The organism is Thermogemmatispora onikobensis (assembly GCF_001748285.1).
GTDB classification, from domain to species: Bacteria; Chloroflexota; Ktedonobacteria; order Ktedonobacterales; family Ktedonobacteraceae; genus Thermogemmatispora; species Thermogemmatispora onikobensis.
The window spans coordinates 149,336-165,208 of record NZ_BDGT01000005.1 but is presented as its reverse complement, the minus strand read 5'-3'; the positions used below and the strand labels follow the sequence as shown (position 1 = coordinate 165,208).

The window sequence follows — 15,873 nt, the reverse complement described above, 5'->3', positions numbered from 1 at the left end:
GCATGGCCCCAGTGATCTGCGGATGGTACCGGGCCACGGCCAGGGCGATGCGCAGCCCGCTGCCGTCGGGCCGCTCTTCAGCGCTGATGGCTTCTGACATGATGCTCCTCCTCCTCTCTTCTCCAGCCATCGTGGCTCGTCTGGCTGATGGTCTCACACGCGCCTGGGCCTGATCCCGCAGAGATCGTGAGAAGATGGCCCAGGCGCCGGCGACGAGTGTCGAGATAGGCGCGGTTCTCTTCGCTGGCAGCGATTTCCAGCGCGACACGCTCGACCTGGAGGCCGGCGGTCTGTAAGGCCCGTAACTTGGCCGGATTGTTAGTGAGCAGGCGCAGGCGGCGCAGGCCCAGCTCGGCCAGGATGGCGATGCCCTCGTTGTAGGAGCGCGCGTCGGCAGGGTAACCAAGACGCTCATTGGCTTCCACGGTGTCGGAGCCGTTGTCTTGCAAGCGGTAGGCGTGCAGTTTGCCGGCCAGGCCAATGCCACGCCCTTCTTGGGGAAGATAGAGCAGCAGGCCACGCCCTTCGCGGCCAATGAGAGCCAGGGCCTGCCTGAGCTGGGCCTGGCAGTCGCAGCGCTGTGAGCCAAAGACCTCGCCGGTGGTGCAGGCCGAGTGGAGACGCACCAGCGGCGGCAGGTCGCCCCGATCAAGCTCCCCCAAAATGAGAGCCAGGTAGTCACGCCCCTGGCGTGTGTCGCGATAGTGGCAAAGGCGGAAGTCGCCTTCAGGTAGCGGCAGGCGCGTCTCATTGACCAGGATGACAGGCTGCTCGCGCCGAAAGCGGGAGATGGCGTCTACAGTGATGAGGCCCAGGCCGTGACGCTGAGCAAAGCGCAGCAGAGTGGCACCACGCGCCGGCTCGCCTTCTTCATCAAGGACCTCGCAGATGACTGCCCCTGGCTCAAGGCCGGCCAGACGCATGAGGTCAACCGCTCCCTCGGTGTGCCCGCGCCGGCCCAGGGTGCCGGCTGGATTGGCCCGCAGTGGGAAGAGATGGCCCGGGCGCGCGAAGTCTTCTGGCTGTGCGGTTGGGTCGACAAGCAGACGAGCGGTTATAGCGCGATCGCGGGCGGAGACACCAGTAGTGGTGCCGCGGCGGGCATCAACGGAGGCCGTAAAGGCGGTGTCCTGCAGGGGGGCGTTGGCGCGCTCGGCCAGAGGAATAGCCAGGGCATCGAGCCGCTCGCCGGCCAGGGCCACACAGAGCAGGCCGCGCGCCTGCTGGAGCATAAAGTTGATGCGCTCAGTGGTGGCGAACTGGGCCGCCAGGCAGAGGTCGGCCTCATGCTCGCGTGTCTCGTCGTCGCAGAGCAAGATCATCTGGCCGGCCTGCAGCCGGCGAACGGCGGCAGGCACTGAGAGCCACAGGTCATCGGTCTCTAACAGGTGGTTTGCTGGCATCACATGATCTCTCACTTTCTCGTCAGGTTCTGCACTACTTCTGCCTCCGACGGGGCGGCAGGGGCGTAGCAGACCTCGCCCTCGATCAGCAGGTCGTCGCCCAGAGTCTGGGTGCACCGATCGCGCAGCGTGGCCGCCAGGCTCAGGCTGGGCAGGCCCTGGCCGGCGAGAGGGACTGGGGCGCCAGCGCCGCCGATTAGCACGGGCGCGACGATGACGGCGACGTGATCGATGCAGCCACAGTCGAAGGCGCTGCCTGTGAGGGCGGCCCCGCCTTCGAGGAGGATATGCATCAGGTCCTCGGCAGCCAGACGCTGCAGGGCCTGCCGGAGATCAACGCGCCCCGTCGGCTCACAGGGCACTTCGATGAGACGTACAGCCGGACGGGCCAGGGCTGCGCGTTGCTCGGCGGGAACCTGCTCGCCGATCAGCAGCCAGGTCTCTCCAGCCTCGGGCGTGTTGAGCAGTCGTAGTTGTGGCGGGAGTTGGCCGCTGCTGGTTATGATCAGCCGTCGCGGCGGCTGGAGACGTGGTCTGCGCTCGCTGCTGGCGGCCAGGCGCACGGTGAGCAAGGGATCGTCGCGGCGCGCCGTCCCAGCTCCCACCAGGATGCCATCGACGCGGTCGCGCAGCTCGTGGGCCCAGGTCCGAGCTGGTGATCCGCTGATCCAGAAGGAGTCGCCAGTATAGGCCGCCATCTTGCCATCGAGGGTCATGGCCCATTTAGCCGTGACATAGGGGCGCTTGCTACGCACAAAGGTGGCAAAGGGACGCAGCAGCTCGCGCGCCTGCCGGGCCTGGGGATCATCCTCGTCCAGCAGCGCAACCTCTACCCCGGCCTGCTGGAGCTGCGCCAGTCCGCGCCCATCGACCCGCGGGTTGGGATCGCGAGCGGCCACGACGACGCGCCGGACCCCCGCGGCAATGATGGTCTCGGTACAGGGCGGCGTGTGCAGCGCGATGCAGCACGGCTCTAATGTCACATAGAGATCGGCCCCTCGGGCCTGTGGGCCAGCAGCCCGCAGCGCCTCGACCTCGGCATGAGGTCCATAGGGCGGAGCCGTCGCTCCCTGACCTACAATCTGCCCGTGGCGCGCAAGGACAGCCCCCACCGGCGGGCGGGGACTGGTGCGCCCCTCGACGCTGCGCGCCAGCGCCAGCGCTCGCAGCATCAGGGACCGTTCCAGTTCGCTCAACAGAATGGCAGGCCCTTCTTCAGGCATGGGCATGGCATTCCTCCAGAGCAGGCAGCGCCAGCGGCTCCTTTTGTCCGACAACGGGAGCCGGGGCCGCTTCTTGTGCAAATACGGCCTTGGCTTCCGTCCCCGACGTCCCCGGTCCTGGGACCTCAGCAGTGGGCAGCAGCGTCTCAACCAGGCACTGCAGCGGGCTACCCTGAGCGACCATCAGGAAGCTGCTCAAGAGGGCGTGATGCTCCTCGGGCTTCACGCTGAAGCGAGCCTGGGCCTGGGCAGCACGTAGCCGCGCCCGGGCTCGGTGCAAGAGCTGGCGGCAGGCGCTGGCGCTTCTGTTGAGCAGGCGGGCGATCTCGTCGTAGGGACAGGCAAAGGCTTCGTGGAGGAGAAAGACGGCCCGTTCAGCGGGACTGAGCCGCTCCTGCAGGAGCCAGAGAGCACGCGCCAGGGCCTCACGCTGTTCAAGGGTCTCAACAACCAGCGCTTCCGGCTCTGGCGTTGTCCTCGGCCCTTCCTCCGAAACCGGCAGCCAAAGGCCAAGGGGCTGCTCGCGCTGCACACGGGCCGATTTGAGGCGATCGAGGCAGAGGCGCGTCACGATCGTCTGCAGATAGGCGCGTAGCGAGCCTATCTGCTGCGCCGCTGCTGTAGCATAGCGGATGTAGCTTTCCTGGATAATATCCTCGATCTCATCGCAGCTGCCCAGCAGGCTACGCGCAGTGGCAAAGAGCAGAGGATAATAGCGATCGAACTCTTCCAATCGTCAGTCTTCTCCTATCGGACTATACCGTCGGCCCTGGAACTTCCCCAGGTCATGCCCTCGCGCTGCCATGCGACAGCGAGCGCGGGGGCGTACGGGCTATACCGCCGATCGGGAATTGGGAGAGGCCATCGGCTCAGTCAGCTCCTGAGCGCTGGCTCACATCCCTCACCCTGCCCCGAAGACATCGTTCTCTATTTTTGCTTTCTATTAGAGGAGACGAGTCAGCCCCCTCTTCTGTGACAGCTTTGCTGCCATCCTTCTGCTCAGTGCGGCTGCCAGCCAGCAGCCATACGCTTGATTTCTCAGAGGCGACAATGCTACGATTGAACAGGGCTTCAGAAGAGGAGAGCGCAGCCTATTCTATCGCCTTCTCGCGTCTCGCCTCGTCTCGCCCCGCCGGCACAAGGAGGAACCGCCTATGACAGAGCCTCAGTCTCCACAGACTCCTCAGATCCAGCCGTCATACCTGCCAGTCGCCGGCGCGGAGCGATCTCCCGTTCTACCCAGCAACGGCGCTGCCTCCCCAGCCAGCGCGCCTGAGCGCGGCCAGGAGCAGGCGCAAACCATGCTCCGCGACTACCAGTATTACCGCGAGATCTTCCGCGGGCGTCCCCTGCCTCTGGCTTATGTGGACCTGGACCTGCTAGAGGAGAACATTCGTCTGACACGCGAGCGCGCCGGCGGCAAGCGGGTGCGCATCGCCTCGAAGTCGCTACGCAGTGTCACCATCATCAAGCGCCTTCTGGCAGCCGAGCCGACCTTTCAGGGTATTATGGCCTTCACCGCTCGCGAGGCCGTCTATCTGGCCAGCCAGGGCCTGGACGACCTGCTGATCGGCTATCCGACCTGGCACGAGGAGGATATCGCAGCGGTGGCACGCGCTAGCGCGGAAGGGACCCACATCACCTTGATGGTCGACAGCCTGGCTCACGTGGAACAGATCGAGGGCGTGGCCCGCCGCTACGGCGTGCGCCTGCCGCTCTGCCTCGACATCGACATGGCCGTCGACTTCCCCGGGCTGCATTTCGGCGTCTGGCGCTCGCCGCTACGCACGGCGGAACAGGTGCGCCCGGTCATCGAGCGGATCATGTCCTCACCCCATGTCTGGCTCGATGGCATCATGGGCTACGAGGCCCAGATCGCTGGGGTTGGCGATCGCTATCCGGGCCAGGCCCTCAAGAACGCTCTGGTGACCTGGCTCAAGCGCCGCTCGTTAGGCGAGATCGCCGCTCGCCGCGCCGCACTGGTGGCCCTGATCAAGGAATACGCCCCCCAGGTGCGCTTCGTCAACGGCGGCGGCACCGGCAGCGTGCATACAACGCGCCTGGAAGCCAGCGTCAGCGAGATCACCGTCGGCTCGGCCTTCTATGGCCCGACCCTCTTCGATCACTATCGCAATTTCCGCTATCAGCCAGCGGCAGGCTTCGCCATTGAGATCGTGCGCCGCCCGCATCCGCAGATCTATACCTGCCTCGGCGGGGGCTACGTCGCCTCCGGCGCCGCAGGTCCCGACAAGCTGCCGCAGCCTTATCTGCCCCAGGGGGCGCAGCTCATCGCTACCGAGGGCGCCGGCGAGGTCCAGACTCCCATCCGCTACAGCGGCCCCGTGATGCTCTCCCTGGGCGATCCGATCTTTCTGCGTCACGCCAAGGCCGGCGAGCTGTGCGAGCGCTTCACTCACCTGCTGCTGGTCAGCAATGGAAGCATTGTCGACGAGGTAACCACTTACCGCGGCGACGGCCACTGCTTTCTCTAAGCAGCGGCCCAGCGGCTGGCAGTCCGCCAAGAGCAGGCAGCCACTGGCAGTGAGACAGGCCGCCCCCGACTCTTGCCAGGCCCGGCGTCTTGCTTCTAAACTATAAGAAATCCCCCGGCGGACCAGGCAAGAGAAGCATGGAAGGCAGCAAGCAGGCAAGGTAAGAGAGAGCAGAAGAGCACACCAGCAAGCAAGCAAGCAAGTAAGTAAGTAAGTAAGCAAGCAAGCAGACAAGAAGGAAGGAGCAGAGGCGATGATTGCCGGAGAGAAAGAGAGCTGGCGGAACTGGTCAGGTACCGTTGCCTGTCGACCGGAGATCATCCAGCCAGCGAGCCTGGAAGAGCTAGCCAGGACCGTCGCCGAGTGTGGGCGCGCCGGGCGTCACCTGCGCGTCGCGGGCGCCGGTCACTCGTTCACCCCCCTCGTCGAGAGCGACGACGTGCTGCTCTCCCTGGACCACCTGCAGGGCCTGGAGAAAGTTGACCGCGAGCGCGGTACGGCAGTCGTGCTGGCTGGCACACGCCTTGGGAGCCTGGGTGAGCTGCTGCTCGCCCACGGCCTGGCCCAGGAAAATCTGGGCGACATCGATGTACAGAGCATCGCCGGGGCCATCAGCACCGGCACCCACGGCACGGGTCTCCGCTTTGGCTCGCTCTCCACCCAGGTGGTAGCCCTGACCCTGATCACCGCCAGCGGCGACCTCATCGAGTGCTCCGAAGAAGAGAACCGCGACCTCTTTAAGGCCGCCCAGGTCTCACTCGGCACCCTGGGCGTCATTGCCAGGGTCACCCTGCGCGTCGTGCCAGCCCGTCCCCTACATTACATCGGACGCCGCGCCTCGCTGGAGGATTGCCTGGACAACCTGGAGCGCTACCGCGAGGAAAACGAGCACTTCGAATTTTTCTGGTTCCCATACACGCCCTGGGTACAAGCGAAGTGGATCAACACCACGGAGGAAGCCGTCCGCCAGAACAGTCGCTGGGGCCGGTTGTGGAGCAACGTGAACCAGCTCATGCTGGAGAACGGCGTCTTCTGGCTGCTATCGGAGGCCAATCGCCTGGTACCAACCCTTTCGGCGACCGTCAGCCGCATCTCGGCCCTGGGTGTGGCCAGCGTTGACGAGATCGACTATCCCCATCGCATTTTCGCCACGCCGCGCCTGGTGCGCTTCGTCGAGATGGAGTACAGTATTGCGGCGGACCAGCTGCGACCCGTTCTTGAGGAGATTCGCGCCTGCATTGAGGAGCAGCGCTTTAAGGTGCATTTCCCAGTCGAGTGCCGCTTCGTGAAGGGAGACGACATCTGGCTCAGCCCGGCCTATGGGCGCGACTCAGCCTATGTGGCCGTGCATATGTATAAGGGGATGGAATACAAGCCCTATTTCCGCCACGTAGAGGCCATTTTCCGCCGCTACGAAGGGCGCCCGCACTGGGGCAAGATCCATACGCGCCGCCCCGAAGAACTGGCAGCCCTCTACCCGCGCTGGCACGATTTTCGCCGCCTGCGCGCCCAGCTCGATCCCCAGGGCATCTTCTTGAACCCCTATCTGCGCGAGCTGTTCGCCGTCGACGAGCCGCTTCCCACACCCACCAGCCAGCCCGAGCCTGCTTCCTCCTGATCAGGCCAGCCAGTCAGCCAGGAGAGGAGTCGGCAGTGTGATCCAGTTCACAATCTGACTGTGAGCTGCTCCATTGCTGGCTCCCGGCCCCAACAGACATACTTTTTTTAAGGAAGCGAGCACTTATCAGGCCAGGGTCGTACAGCGGCAGGCCCGTCGTGACCTGCTCCGCTCGCCCGGTCGAGGCGGGAGCGATCTCTCATCCATCTCTTGTTTTGTCATGTATACTCTCTTTTAAAGCATATCCCAAAAAATTAAAGGTTAAAAAGTGAATGATTAGAAAGATAGCCAAAAGACGCCCTACCTCGGCCCGTCCGCTGTTTCTGGTTCTGAGCGTCCTCAGTCTGGCGCTGGCGGTCTGGCTACTGCCAACAAGCGGAGCTGGTCACTCTCAGAGCCAGGCCAATGCCGCTCCGATGGTGCAGGGTCAGCTAGCCAGCACCCCCTCGTCAGGCGGCTACCCGATCAAGGTCTTTTTCTCGCGCTACCCTGTCTCTGTCACGAGCGATCCAACCGCTGTCTCGCCGGTAGAGCGCATCTCGCCGACGCTTTCTGTGGGCACCTTTGCCTTGCAGATGCTCATCGCCGGACCGACGCCCAGCGAGCGCAGCGCTGGCCTCTTCAGCGAGCTGAATACGCTGCTGAGCGGCCCCTCGAACTGCGCGGCCCCGCTGCCGGTCGGTGGTCCAGACTTCACCCTGACGCTGAACCAGCGCGGCAGCCGCAGCGAGCCTGGTACAGCCACTGTGCGCTTCTGCCGTCAGCTTACCTCGTCCGGCATTGGTGCTGATGCACGGGTGCAGGCCGAGATCACAGCGACCCTGACGCAGTTCCCTGGCATTCGGAGGGTGGTGATTCTGACGCGCGACGGCCACTGCTTCGGCGACGAGAGTGGACTGGATCGCTGCTTGAGCTAGCTTCGATCAGAGGTCAGGCTGTAGGAGAGATGCGCCGCCCAGCCCAGGCGCAGTCGCAGATTCCTCATCTCTCCACGCTGTGCTCCTTTCCTGTCTTGTACAGGGGGATCGCTTCCCTAACGCAACGCAGCGGAGCCGTCTCATCCCCTGGGGGGATGGGACGGCTCCGCCTCCTCTGTACCTGTGCCCGGATGTGGTGCAATGCTGCTTGAAAGCACCGGGGCAGGCGCTCCTCAGCCTCCGGACCGGGGTTCCGGGCCGAGGAGCGCCACCAAGACCCCCGCGGGCAAGGACGACCCGAAGGAAGAAGCACAACTAGGGAATGATTATGTCTTGTAAGACCACTGGCTGATGGCGCGTATAGTCCAGCTCGTCGGCCTGCTGCAGGCCGGGCGGCGTCAGGGTATCCATAACCTTCGGTACCGTACCTGGATCAACGGCGCAGTGCGGGTCGCTGCTGGCCGTGGAGCAGACGCCGAAGGTATAGGGGCCAGGCGTGCTGGTGAAAGCGCGCGCCTGATCCGATTGGAAGCCATCCTGGCCCGTCAGGGTGACCGTGAAGCCCCAGCCTGATCCAGGCTGACCAAGGCTGGCCTTTGGGACGCTGAAGGTGATAAAGTGCGAGATGCTGTTTGCGCTGATGCTGACGCTTGCCAGAGTTGTGCCCTGCGCATCGATGTAGCGCTGTCCAAAGCCCTGGACCTCGATGAGCCGACTCCAGGCCGCCGAGGCAGCAATCACATAGTTGCGCTGCGGGAAGGACGGCGCCGTCGAGGTGTCGCTGGGGGCGGCATTCGGATCGTGCACGTAGACATCGATGAGCTGGGCCCCGAGCGGACTGCCAAAGGTCGGCATCAGATCGCGCACCTTCAGCTTGAAGACGATGCTGTCGCCGCTATCGATGACGCGAAACTCCAGGATGTCGAAGGCCCCAGCGTGGAAATCGCCAGCGGTCGGGTAGGCATAGTTGCCCGGCCCGTTGTCATCTCCCGCAGGATCGCTGACGTCGAGCAGCACGGTGCCCGGTGTGTAATCCCAGACAATAGTGCGCGTGGCGTGGGCTGTGGCCCCCTGCGGGCTGACAGCGACCACGGTGATGACGGTGGTGCCGCCGCTGATGGGCAGCTGGACGCTGAAGGTGCCGTCCGCCGCAGCGACCGTGCTCACGAGCGCTGTCTGACTGTTGTTATCGGTATTGGTGCCGGCTACGTAGATCGTATTGCCCGGTGCTGAGCTGCCGCGCACTGTGACCGGTGAGCCATCGACTGCCGTCAGATCGCCGGGGGAGGCGATGCTGAGCACGGCCTGGCCCGGATGCTGCAGCACATAGCGGGTATAGGTCGCCGCGGGTCGCTCCAGCAGGGTGCGAGCGCCCAGGTCGAGGAAAAGGCGCACAAAGGCCCCTTCGGCCCAGGTGAGTGGCGAGGCCGAGCCGGCGGGATGGCCATTCTGGAAGCCGATGGAGGCCACCGTCGGGTCAGTACCATAAGGCGAGGGAGCCAGGTCGGGTAGCTCCCAGTCCTGTTCAGGAATGAGGCCCACGCCCGAGGCAAAGCGCTGCATGGTGACCAGTAGCCCGCTCGCCATTGCCAGATCGCCGTTGGCCAGGGCATACTCGCCGCGCTCCTCGTCGAGCACTGGCCAGACATGGCCCGTGCCGACACCGGAGGGCGCCCAGGGATGTCCATTGCTGGCTGCGTCGCCGTAGCCGTCGCCGTTATAGCGATGCCAGCCCGGACCGCTATTTGTCTGGCTCTTGATGGTGGCATCGACCACCGGCAGCGATTCGGCGATCACTGGATCGTTGGCCGGCTTCAGTCCGAGACGAACCAGCTCCAGGAAGCCAGCATCGATGACGCTGCGCTGATCGAGGGTCGGGCCACCATTGCCCAGGTTATAGCTAATGGCTGCGTTGGGATCACCCGTTTTCGACAGGCGGATATAGTACGGGTGACTGGCCAGCGGGCCATTAGTGGTCACAGCCCAGTGCTCCAGCGAGCGCTGCCAGTCGTCAGCCACCCCCAGCCAGAGCCGCGCATTGGCCTCATCGCCATTGGCACGGGCGATCTGGGCCGCCGCCACCAGGCCGGCGATCTCAGCGGCGATCGTCGAGGGCGAGTAACCGCTCTGCTCTTCCCAGCGCTCCACCCCGTAGGCCGGGCCGTGGCTCATCACAAAATAGGCCGCAGGCTTGATATGATGTTGATAGAGATCGGCGCTGGTCATGTGGAGCTGATAGGCCATCAGGATCGGATAGCTGGTCTCATCGAGCTGAGTGCCGAAGGAATCGGGAGCAAGCTGACCGTTGAGCAGACTATTGCGCGGCATGGAGCCGTCAGGACGCTGCTGATGGTAGAACAGGAAGGTGACGGCGTCGCGCGCCGTCTGCAGGTCGCCATCCAGGAGTAGGCCGGTCCAGGCTTCGTAGAGGTCGCGCGCGAAGACCTCGCGATAGGAGCCGAAGAAGAGATTGTTGGGATCGCCGGCGGAGACAGCCTGTCCCCAGGGTGAAGCCAGGCTGGCAACGATGGCACCGGGAAAGGTCTTGTCCTCGGAAGCCTTGATAACGTTGGCGCTCAGATAGTATTCACGTCGCAGCGTCTGCCATTGGGCGTCATCGACACCCGGCAGGCGGGGCGCCGGACGTAGCCCAGCGTCATAGCGCAGCCAGCTGGCGACATAGTCGGCACGCAAACGCGCGAAGGGAACTGTCAGCGAGCCGCGCGCCGCCTGCAGAGCCTCTGTGCGCGTGGTCCCAAAGCCCAAGGCGACAGTTAGCTCGGCTCCGTGACTCAGGTCCAGCTGGGCCGTCTGCACCACGTTGCCATCGTCGGCCTCGTCGTAGCTCTGCGTCAGGGCGTGGGACTGCTCAAGCTGCAGCAGGCCATCGCTGCCCGCCCCAAGAAAGCCGTTGCTGACCTGCAAGAAAGGTCGTGAGGCAGCGAGAGCAGCATAGACCGGCACAGCATAGCTACGGTTGGCCGCGTTGCTGTGAGTATTGGTGTCGAAAGCCACAGGCAGCGGCTGACCGGTCGAGGTATCGGTTAGGGCACTGTCAGCTCCGCCGTTACCGGAGCCGCCGCCGCCGTTACCGTTGATCGTTGGATCGAAATACAGATAGAGATGATAGTCGCTCAGGCTGCCAACCAGGGGCATAAAGCGCAGGTGGATCACGACGCTGTCGCGCGCCGGATCGGTCAGATAATCAGTAACGATGCGATAGCGACCGCTGCGAGCCGTCGTGACCACGCGACAGTCGAGGACCGCCCCATCGAGCAGCTGCACACTATAGGTGGTATCGCGCGTTTGCAGGTCGGTAAAGGTCTGCCCATCGGTCACAATATACTGGAGGGCTTTCACATTGGTGTTATCGATGGTGGGATAGTAGACGTCGCTAAGGACACCGTCGGCCAGGGTAAACCAGACTTTGGAGGTCGTATTGCGGGCTGTGCCGACGCAGTCCTTGCGCGCCAGGTCGAAATAGGCCAGGGCCCCGGGTCCATCGGGGGCCAGACGATAGGGCTGCCGGGCCTGGGCACTGGCAGAGCCACCAGGGAGGACCAGCAGCAGCGCACAGCAAAGTAGCGCGAGGATCAGGCGTGTCGGTGCCGGCTGCCTCAGCCAGGCATCATAGCCGGAACTGGCGTCCTGGCTCCTTCCATGCATCAGACGCTGCATGCGTTGAACCTCTTCGGCAATCATAGCAGCTTTTACCTTCGAGCGGAGGTGGGAGCTACACTATCCAGGTGCGTCTCTCTCCTCCTGGCCGTTCTTCCCTCTGCCCTGTTCTCTCTTCCCTGCTCCCCATTGAGGCAGTTTCCTTCTGGAAAGCCATAGTTGCAAGAATCGTGCCCATTTCTGTGCTACACACAGCACACAAAGGAAGCGGCACCGAAGGCAGGCCGATCCCTGACAGTGCAACATACCAGCCGGGCGGCGAACGCGCTTACGCCACAGACTCTCAAGACAGTTTCTTTCTTACTTTTTACTTCTTACCACAAATATTATTTATCTCTACAATAACTAGATAAAAATACTTATATCCTATTCATTGACAGTTGCAAATATATTGATCATATATATTTTTGCCACTGTCGTGCTAGACAGAGCGAACGGAAGAGGAATAGTTGTGAGAGCATCTTCGCGGAGAGGAGGACAAGCATGCAATCGTGGCCGACGGCAGGAGCAGCCTATTTGCCGGAGGGATCTGGCGCGACGGGGCACACTCCCTGGCAGCAGCTGCCGCAGCGAGGCGGGTGGCTCCTGCTCCTCATCTTGCTGTATGGGCTGGCCGCCCTGCTGGCTCTAGCGGCGAGCCTGGTCAGTGTCACACTGGGCCGAGAGGCCGGCCTCAGCATTGTTTTCTGTGGTCTCCTGAGTCTGCTCCTTTTCCTGCTGGTGAACATTCTGATTCTACTCACTGATGGCCGACACTTCTGGCAACCGGGTGGCGGGCAGCCGTGGACAGCCCGAGGTCGCTGGCGTAAGTTCCTGACCGGGGTGCTCTATCTGCTCCTCGTGATCATGCCCCTGATCTACCTGCGTCAGGCCGGACGCCACTATCTTGAGGCAGCCGCCCCCCCCCAGGAGAGAGCCCTGCTGCAAGTCTGGCGCGGCTGGGGAGCGAGGCAACGTCTGGCCTTCGGGGTAGGGGGGAGCATCCTGCTGCTACTCTGCGCCCTCTGCTCCTGCCTGGCGGGCATGCTGAGTCAGAGCTTCATCCAGGCAAGCATGCCATCGGCCTCTCCCACAGTCCCGGCGGAGAACCGCGCCGTCTCCCTGGCGGCTTCACCAACTGCTGGCAGCACGGTTACCGCAAGCAGCGCAACCCCAACCCCAACAGCACGCAAGCCGGGTGCGACCTCTGCTCCGACCCGTGCGCCAACACCAACGCCAACGCCCAAACCGACCCCTACCCCATCACCGACACCCACACCATCGCCTACGCCTTCACCCGTGCCTACCGAGGCACCCACCCCCACACCAACGCCTACGCCAACGCCTAAACCGACACCTACCCCATCACCGACACCCACACCTACCCCTACGCCTTCACCCGTGCCTACCGAGGCACCCACCCCCACACCAACACCCACACCTACCCCTACGCCTTCACCTGCCCCCACTGAGGCGCCCACCCCCACACCGACGCCTACTCCCGTGCCTACCGAGGCACCCACCCCCACACCCTGCCCTGGCGTCAACTGCAATCCCTGGGGCTACAACTTCGATCCCACCAACGGTAGTCTCATCTACTCGCCTCCTGCCGATTTTTGCAGCTACTTCGACTGCATCTCCAGCTTCTGGGAGGGCAAAGGCTACGTCGTCGAGTGTAGCGACGGCATGTACAGCAAATCGGGCGGCATCCGCGGCGTCTGCTCGGGCCACGGCGGCGTCTGGCGCCCTCTTTACGCCCATTAGACTGCCAGGCCATACGCTCGTCCGTCGCGTCGCGTCGGCAGGCTGGGGCTGGGTCAGCCTCAGTCGCCGACGCGGCAGCTCTCCGCAGTGCACATCTCGGTCTCAATGCCAGCCTGGAGAGGAGAGGAAGCCTGCTGCCCCGCGCGGGCCGACGGCACCTTGCCGCGCGTATTCACCAGCAAGACCCCCACAATGACTATCAGTCCTCCGAGCAGTTCGAGCAGTGTGGGAGCTTCGTGCAGCCAGAGCCAGGAAATCGCCAGGGCCAGAAGCGGGGAAATATTGAGAAAGCTTGTGGCCAACGAGGCTGGCAGGCGAGCCAGAGTGAAGGCCCAGGTACCGTAAGCGATGGCCGCCGGGAAGAGGCCCAGATAGACTACCGCCAGCGTCGCCGCCGGTGTCGCCTGGGGCCAATCGTGTAGCAAGGCTGGCGCGAAAGGCAGCATAAAGAGTGTTCCAGCCCACATCGTGTAGGCCGTCATCTCGCTGCTGCTATAGCGCTGCATGTAGCGTTTCTGGACGATAAAGTAGACGCTTTCGCAGAGCGAGGCGAGCAGCACCAGCAGGGCGCCGGGGGTGAAGTGGAGACCCTCCTTGCCACCAAGTGAGATAATGGTGACGCCTACGACGCTGATGGTGATGCCCAGCCAGCCCCAGAGCGTCAGGCGTTCGCGCAGTACGAGCAGGGCCAGCAAGGCCGTGAAGCAGGGGACCGAGGCCACCAGGAAGCTGGCTGTGCCGGCGTTGACGGTCAGCTCACCGAAGGTCAGGCCAGCGTGGTAACCGGTGATGCCTATCAGGCCGAGCACAAGCAGGCCGGGCAGGTCGCGCCAGGCGGGCAGGCGCATGCGCGTGAGCAGGGCATAGAGTGCCAGGGCCAGCGAGGCGACGAGAAAACGCAGCAGGATGAGGGCACCGGGCGAGTAGCTCTGCAGACCTGCGCGAATGCCGGCGAAGGCCGAGGCCCACAGTAGCAGGGTGACGATCAGCGAGAAGGCGGCCCGGGCCTCGCCCGCTTTGGTCGAATGCATCGTTGCAACCTCCATTGCCAAATACCAATAGAGGTAAGTGTAACCCAGGCCCGCGCTCCTTTTCACCAGCCAGGTGCCGGGGAGGAGGCCGGCCAATGCCGCTCATACTTAGCGCAGCAGCGGGGGCGAATGAACCGTCCAGACTGGAGCCGGCTTTTGTTCATACTTTGCAGCAGGTTGAGCAGCAAGCAGCAGCGCTCATGGCGGTGGGTATCGTTTGCTGAAACGTTGGGGGACTCTGCGTAAGTGCGGTAATCCATTTGCACAATCTCTGCGTATCCTTCTCACGAGGCGGAGGCGGGTGGCCAGGGAATGCTTTGCCGCTCTGGTTTCTCAGCAGTGACGGCCCCATCCCGGTTCGGTGAACGGGCGCACGCCGTTCCCCTTCCTGGCCATCGCGCGCCGCCTTGCTGTTCGGGGTCAGGGCAAGAGATGACTTCTCAGCCAGCCAGTAGCAATGCTCCCTCAATCCAGAGCAGCCCCTCATGCAAGGGGACACGATGCTTACGATTCTGCCATTTGACATTGCGAGCGCGCAGCGGCTCAAAGCGCCAGGAGCGGAAGCCGCTGGCCAGGGCCAGCTTGCCGAGCCATTGCTCCACGGGCACATGAATCCCATAGGGGGCAGAGTCCCCTATCACCAGACAGACCAGCCCCCCTGCGGCGGTAACACGGCGCAGCGCCTGCCAGCTGCGGGCCATATCCAGAAAATAGGCGGCGATCATGGTATGGTAGGCTTTTCTGCCGCCATGCAAGAGCCGCTGCTCCTCTAAGCACGTGCAGGTGGCCCTCAGCTCCGGCTGCAACGGGGTCAGCAACGGATCAGCCAGCAACTGATCGGTCTCCTTCACCAGGTCACTGACGTGCTGGGTACAGGAGCGAACCAGATGGCGACGGACGGCCGGCTGCAGATCACGCCAGCGCTCGATCTCCCCAAAAAAGCAGAGTTCCAGACGGGTGGCATCGGCATAGTCATAGTTGTTGGCATAGGGCGGAGAGGTAATCACCAGCTCGGCCCAGCCGGCAGGCACTCCCTCGCAGGTGCGTGCATCGCCTCGCAAGATGCGCCCTTTGCCATCTCGCGCCTGCCGTTGCCAGCAGGACATGTCATCGGCCATCATCTCGACCCGGGAGAGAAAGGCCTCAAAAGGATCAGCAACCTGGGCTTTTGTCTTAGAAGGCAGGACATATTGCCACTGGGCCGTTCCTACCGAGGCACAGGGACGCAGAATAGCGGCCAGCGCCAGCCAGAGGAGTGCGGAGAGTGCCGCAGGCCAGGCAGACATCTGCTCCTGCCAGGCCCGTTGCAACTGTCTCAGCCGCTGGAGCGTCTCAGGCCGATAGCATCTGAGTAGCAGCTCAGACGGCTCCTCGGCAATTGGCGGCAGCGTCCGAGCCAGAGCAACAAGATCGGAGGCAGCTCGTCGCAGCAAGGAGACCTCTTCTCGCCAGTGCAGCTTCGCCTCCGCTACCCGTACGAGGAAGGGATGGGCTTCCAGACCCAGAGCTTCCAGACCAGCATATTCGGCTTCGACCCTGGTTGCGCTCACGCTGCAGAAGCTGACGCACCCAGAGGGCAGAGAAGCCAGCCGGATAACGGAACCAGCGATGCACAGGCAGGCTCAGATTGTCGGCAAAGGTGCCGCTGCGTTCAGGCCGCACCTCTACTGGCAGCGACTCCAGCTCGGGAAAGAGTGTTTCAGAGAAATAGCGCTCTTGTGCCACAGCTCTCGCGACGGCCTTCCAGGATGATGGCAACCAACTATCC

Annotated in this window: 11 protein-coding genes; 5 read left to right on the top strand and 6 right to left on the bottom strand. The window is 63.5% G+C overall.

Annotated features, from left to right (window positions below; translation table 11 throughout):
• Positions 1-77: 77 nt before the first annotated feature.
• From BGC09_RS03920 to BGC09_RS03910, 3 genes are read right to left on the bottom strand one after another with little or no spacing between them, the layout of a single operon-like run.
• Positions 78-1,403: a bifunctional 3,4-dihydroxy-2-butanone-4-phosphate synthase/GTP cyclohydrolase II gene (locus BGC09_RS03920; protein WP_069802303.1), complete on the bottom strand. Its 1,326-nt coding sequence runs from the start codon at positions 1,401-1,403 to the stop codon at positions 78-80.
• A gap of 11 nt (positions 1,404-1,414) precedes the next feature.
• Positions 1,415-2,626: a bifunctional diaminohydroxyphosphoribosylaminopyrimidine deaminase/5-amino-6-(5-phosphoribosylamino)uracil reductase RibD gene (gene ribD / locus BGC09_RS03915; protein WP_218103953.1), complete on the bottom strand. Its 1,212-nt coding sequence runs from the start codon at positions 2,624-2,626 to the stop codon at positions 1,415-1,417.
• Positions 2,619-3,359 (bottom strand): sigma-70 family RNA polymerase sigma factor, encoded by a 741-nt coding sequence (locus BGC09_RS03910; RefSeq protein ID WP_069802301.1) that lies wholly within the window; start codon positions 3,357-3,359, stop codon positions 2,619-2,621. The genes ribD and BGC09_RS03910 overlap by 8 nt, the downstream gene beginning before the upstream one ends.
• A gap of 568 nt (positions 3,360-3,927) precedes the next feature.
• On the opposite strand from BGC09_RS03910, the gene BGC09_RS03905 reads away from it, so the two are divergent.
• The 3 genes from BGC09_RS03905 to BGC09_RS03895 all read left to right on the top strand — a co-directional run bounded on the left by BGC09_RS03905 (position 3,928) and on the right by BGC09_RS03895 (position 7,653).
• The gene (locus BGC09_RS03905) at positions 3,928-5,118 is read left to right on the top strand and encodes an amino acid deaminase/aldolase (protein ID WP_069802315.1); all 1,191 of its coding nucleotides are present in this window, start codon (positions 3,928-3,930) and stop codon (positions 5,116-5,118) included.
• A gap of 253 nt (positions 5,119-5,371) precedes the next feature.
• Entirely contained in the window at positions 5,372-6,736 is a 1,365-nt protein-coding gene (locus BGC09_RS03900) for a D-arabinono-1,4-lactone oxidase (RefSeq protein ID WP_069802299.1), read from the top strand.
• 272 nt (positions 6,737-7,008) lie between these two features.
• Positions 7,009-7,653 (top strand): GerMN domain-containing protein, encoded by a 645-nt coding sequence (locus BGC09_RS03895; protein WP_069802298.1) that lies wholly within the window; start codon positions 7,009-7,011, stop codon positions 7,651-7,653.
• A gap of 315 nt (positions 7,654-7,968) precedes the next feature.
• Here BGC09_RS03895 and BGC09_RS03890 read toward each other — a convergent pair whose 3' ends face one another.
• A complete protein-coding gene (locus BGC09_RS03890) occupies positions 7,969-11,355 on the bottom strand; it encodes a glucodextranase DOMON-like domain-containing protein (RefSeq protein ID WP_218103951.1) in 3,387 nt (1,128 codons plus the stop codon).
• 459 nt (positions 11,356-11,814) lie between these two features.
• On the opposite strand from BGC09_RS03890, the gene BGC09_RS23095 reads away from it, so the two are divergent.
• On the top strand, positions 11,815-13,074 hold the full coding sequence (locus tag BGC09_RS23095; protein ID WP_069802296.1) for a DUF3761 domain-containing protein: 1,260 nt from the start codon (positions 11,815-11,817) through the stop codon (positions 13,072-13,074).
• A 59-nt stretch (positions 13,075-13,133) separates the two neighbouring features.
• On the opposite strand, the gene BGC09_RS03880 is transcribed toward BGC09_RS23095, so the two are convergent.
• Positions 13,134-14,105, bottom strand: a complete 972-nt coding sequence (locus BGC09_RS03880) for a DMT family transporter (protein WP_069802294.1) — start codon at positions 14,103-14,105, stop codon at positions 13,134-13,136.
• 95 nt (positions 14,106-14,200) lie between these two features.
• Here BGC09_RS03880 and BGC09_RS23365 point away from each other — a divergent pair, with 95 nt between their 5' ends.
• The gene (locus BGC09_RS23365; protein WP_275935488.1) at positions 14,201-14,329 is read left to right on the top strand and encodes a hypothetical protein; all 129 of its coding nucleotides are present in this window, start codon (positions 14,201-14,203) and stop codon (positions 14,327-14,329) included.
• 216 nt (positions 14,330-14,545) lie between these two features.
• Here BGC09_RS23365 and BGC09_RS03875 read toward each other — a convergent pair whose 3' ends face one another.
• Positions 14,546-15,655, bottom strand: a complete 1,110-nt coding sequence (locus tag BGC09_RS03875; RefSeq protein WP_069802292.1) for a hypothetical protein — start codon at positions 15,653-15,655, stop codon at positions 14,546-14,548.
• Between the last annotated feature and the right edge of the window lie 218 nt (positions 15,656-15,873).

What these genes read in the sequence shown, in the direction of transcription:
- BGC09_RS03920 (WP_069802303.1), bottom strand. Translation starts at nt 1,403, where the DNA reads ATGCCAGCAAACCACCTGTTAGAGACCGATGACCTGTGGCTCTCAGTG.
- ribD (WP_218103953.1), bottom strand. Translation starts at nt 2,626, where the DNA reads ATGCCTGAAGAAGGGCCTGCCATTCTGTTGAGCGAACTGGAACGGTCC.
- BGC09_RS03905 (WP_069802315.1), top strand. Translation starts at nt 3,928, where the DNA reads ATGCTCCGCGACTACCAGTATTACCGCGAGATCTTCCGCGGGCGTCCC.
- BGC09_RS03900 (WP_069802299.1), top strand. Translation starts at nt 5,372, where the DNA reads ATGATTGCCGGAGAGAAAGAGAGCTGGCGGAACTGGTCAGGTACCGTT.
- BGC09_RS03895 (WP_069802298.1), top strand. Translation starts at nt 7,009, where the DNA reads ATGATTAGAAAGATAGCCAAAAGACGCCCTACCTCGGCCCGTCCGCTG.
- BGC09_RS03890 (WP_218103951.1), bottom strand. Translation starts at nt 11,355, where the DNA reads ATGATTGCCGAAGAGGTTCAACGCATGCAGCGTCTGATGCATGGAAGG.
- BGC09_RS23095 (WP_069802296.1), top strand. Translation starts at nt 11,815, where the DNA reads ATGCAATCGTGGCCGACGGCAGGAGCAGCCTATTTGCCGGAGGGATCT.
- BGC09_RS03880 (WP_069802294.1), bottom strand. Translation starts at nt 14,105, where the DNA reads ATGCATTCGACCAAAGCGGGCGAGGCCCGGGCCGCCTTCTCGCTGATC.
- BGC09_RS23365 (WP_275935488.1), top strand. Translation starts at nt 14,201, where the DNA reads ATGCCGCTCATACTTAGCGCAGCAGCGGGGGCGAATGAACCGTCCAGA.